The following is a 3,255-nucleotide window of genomic DNA, read 5'->3' as shown; positions in this document are numbered from 1 at the left end:
TCTATGATTTTAATAAAAAATAGGTTATATTATGAAGTCTAGATAATTCCAGCTATTCTTCCAGCAATTTGGTAGAATGCGAAACTAACTATCCAAGCCACAGCTAAAGTATAAACAATTAAAAAAGGTATCCAAGCCTTACCAATTTCAGAGCCTATAACAGCTATTGATGCAAAACAAGGGAAATATAACAACACAAATAATAATAGAGCATAAGCTACTATAGGATTAAACACAGGGTCATTTCTTAATGCTTCTATTAATGTTGTTTCATCTTCTTCTATAGATTTTATTTGTGCTATTGTAGAAACAAATACTTCTTTAGCAGCACCACCAGCTATAAGAGCAATACTTATTCTCCAGTCAAAACCTAAAGGCTTCATTACAGGTTCAATGAATGTTCCCAATTTTCCAGCAAAACTATGTCTTAAACCTTCAGAAGCTACAAGTCTATCATATTCAGCATTTAAAGCTTCTTCATCATTTGCATCTATATTTTCTGATATTAATACAGTTTTTGCTTTATCCATTAACAAAGCAGATTCTTCTTCTGTAGGGTTATACTGAGGGAAAGTCATTAAAGCCCATATTAAAACAGAAGCAGCAAATACATAAGTACCGGCTTTCTTTATATACATCCAACCTCTGTCAAACATATGTCTTAAAACAGTTTTTACACGAGGTACTCTGTAAGGAGGAAGCTCCATGACAAAAGGAGTTTCATCACCCCTAAAAAATAATTTTCTTAATATAAATGCTACAAGAAAAGCCATTATTACGCCAATTATATATATGCTAAACATCACAGTAGGAGCCATTTTTGGTGAGAAGAATGCAGCTGTAAATAATACATAAACAGGAATTCTCGCACCGCAGCTCATAAATGTAGTTATAAGTACAGTTACAATTCTGTCTTTTTTGTTTCTCAAAGTTCTAGCAGCCATAGTAGCAGGTATAGTACAGCCAAAACCTAAAAACATAGGTATAAATGATTGCCCATGAAGTCCAAACTTATGCATAACCTTATCCATCAAAAATGCAGCCCTAGCCATATAACCGCAGTCTTCAAGGAATGATATACCAACAAATAGTATTAAAACTAATGGGAAGAATGAAAGCACAGCACCAACACCGCCTATAACCCCATCAACTACCACTGATTGCAACAAACTTCCTTCAGGCAAAAGATTTGATACGAAAGATGATAATGCCCCAATACCCATTTCAATCCAACCTTGAGGATATGCTCCGAGTGTAAAAGTAACTTTAAATATTAGCCATAACACACCTAAAAATATTGGTATGCCAAGCCATTTATTTAAAAATACTACATCGGCAGCATCTGTAAAATTGAATGCCTGTATATCATCTCTTTTTATAACTTCTTTTAAAGCACCTCTAATATATGAATACCTTTTGTCTGCCATAATGGAATCTGTTTTGGAGTTTTCTTTAGTTTCTAATCTTATAATTTCTTTGTTTATAGTCTCTATTACTTCTCCGCCGTTGTTGCATTCGCGTCTTACAGAGTGTATGGCTCTTTCATCTTTTTCTAATGCTTTTATAGCAAGCCATCTCTTATGAATGTCTGATATATCCCCATGCATAGAAGCAACTATGTTTTTTATAGATTCCTCAACATCAGCACCATATTCTAAAGCGGCATCTCTATGAAGTTTATTTCCAGATTCATATATCTTTTCTATTTTATCTAATATTAAAAGTACGCTTTCATGTTTGTTACCATGAACTTTCATTACAGGAAGTCTAAATAACTCTTCCAATTTTGATTCATCTATGTTTATACCCTCATTTTCTGCATGCTCATACATATTAAGAACACATAAAATAGGAATACCTAATTCAACTAACTGTAAAGTAAGATAAAGGTTTCTCTCTAAATTTGTAGAGTCAATAACATTTATAATAAAATCAGGCTTTTCATTAAGAAGCACATCACATGCTACAACCTCATCTTGAGAATAAGCACTTAAGCTATAAACTCCGGGTAAGTCCATCAAATCATAAGTGTATCCGTTGTATAGCATAGAGTATTCTCTTTTTTCAACCGTTACACCTGGGTAGTTTGCAACCTTATAATTAGCACCAGTTAAAGCGTTAAATATTGTTGTTTTACCGCAGTTAGGGTTACCAGCAATTGCTACTTTTAATTTTGTATTGTTTGAAGGAACTTTGAACTTTTTACTAATCTCTTCTTTATCTTCTAAAAATAAATCACAAGCATTATTTTTTTTCTCTCTTTTTACTTTGCCTGTTTTTATATCGGCCATTTTCTTAATTTCAACATCTGCCTTAGAAACTTCAATTCCATTTGCTTCAGATTTTCTTAAAGATATTTCATAATCCATAATATGAACTTGAATAGGGTCGCCAAGAGGTGCTTTTCTCACAATCCAGCCTTTAGCACCAGCAGTAAAACCCATCTCTATGATTCTCTGCCTTATCTCTCCCTGAGTCTCCACATTATCTACAACAAAACCTTCTTCTATGTCGAGTTCTGTTAGTTTCATAAATAACTCCTTTCATTAATTTTAATAATCTAATAAAGTGTTAGTATATTCTAACATATGTAAAAAAATTGTCAATATAAGTTTGTATAAAAAGTATTAATAAATAATGTTTAATGAGAAAATAATTTTTTGTAAATATCATCTTGTTCTTTAAGATGAATTACAAAACCAACAGCTATTTTATTTTCAGTAGCCTCTATTATTTTTTTAGCTCCTTCCTCTCCAAATCCTCCGCAAAGTTCTATGCAGTCAATTCCTTCTTTTTGAAGGTTTTTAGCTATATTAATAGCTTCTTCTATATTTGATACACCAATTATTTGAGAAACTCCATTATGTATTGAAGCTTTATCTTTTTTAGAATCAAAGATTTTATCCATTATTAAATAAGCGAATTTCATTTTGTATAACTCCTATATATATTTTTATATTATAGCATAGAAAATTAATAAATAAATTCAAGATTTAAAATATTAAAAATATTCAACGCACGGTAAACTAATTTTTGTATATTATTTAAATTATATTATCATCAAATTCTTTATAGTTAATTTTTAAACCGTGCGGTGAAGCGGCAAGAAATAAAAAAACTCTTGGGCGGGTTGCAAAATAACAATATAAACAAAAAAGAAAAATAATCAAAAAATATCATATAAGACAAAAATACTTGAGGGTGGGGAGTGTAATTTAAATTTTGAATATATAAAATAATATCTATATTTTGTAT

At 30.8% G+C, this 3,255-nt stretch carries 2 protein-coding genes; both read right to left on the bottom strand.

Annotated features, from left to right (window positions below):
• Positions 1-38 precede the first annotated feature (38 nt).
• A complete protein-coding gene (gene feoB / locus E6A48_RS07365) occupies positions 39-2,531 on the bottom strand; it encodes a ferrous iron transport protein B (RefSeq protein ID WP_219709378.1) in 2,493 nt (830 codons plus the stop codon).
• A gap of 110 nt (positions 2,532-2,641) precedes the next feature.
• On the bottom strand, positions 2,642-2,929 hold the full coding sequence (locus E6A48_RS07360; RefSeq protein ID WP_219709377.1) for a DUF6506 family protein: 288 nt from the start codon (positions 2,927-2,929) through the stop codon (positions 2,642-2,644).
• Positions 2,930-3,255: the final 326 nt, after the last annotated feature.

This window comes from Brachyspira pilosicoli (assembly GCF_019402445.1).
In the GTDB taxonomy this organism is placed as follows: Bacteria; Spirochaetota; Brachyspiria; order Brachyspirales; family Brachyspiraceae; genus Brachyspira; species Brachyspira pilosicoli_B.
The sequence above is the reverse complement of the archived record's forward strand: the minus strand, read 5'-3'. Positions and strand labels throughout refer to the sequence as shown.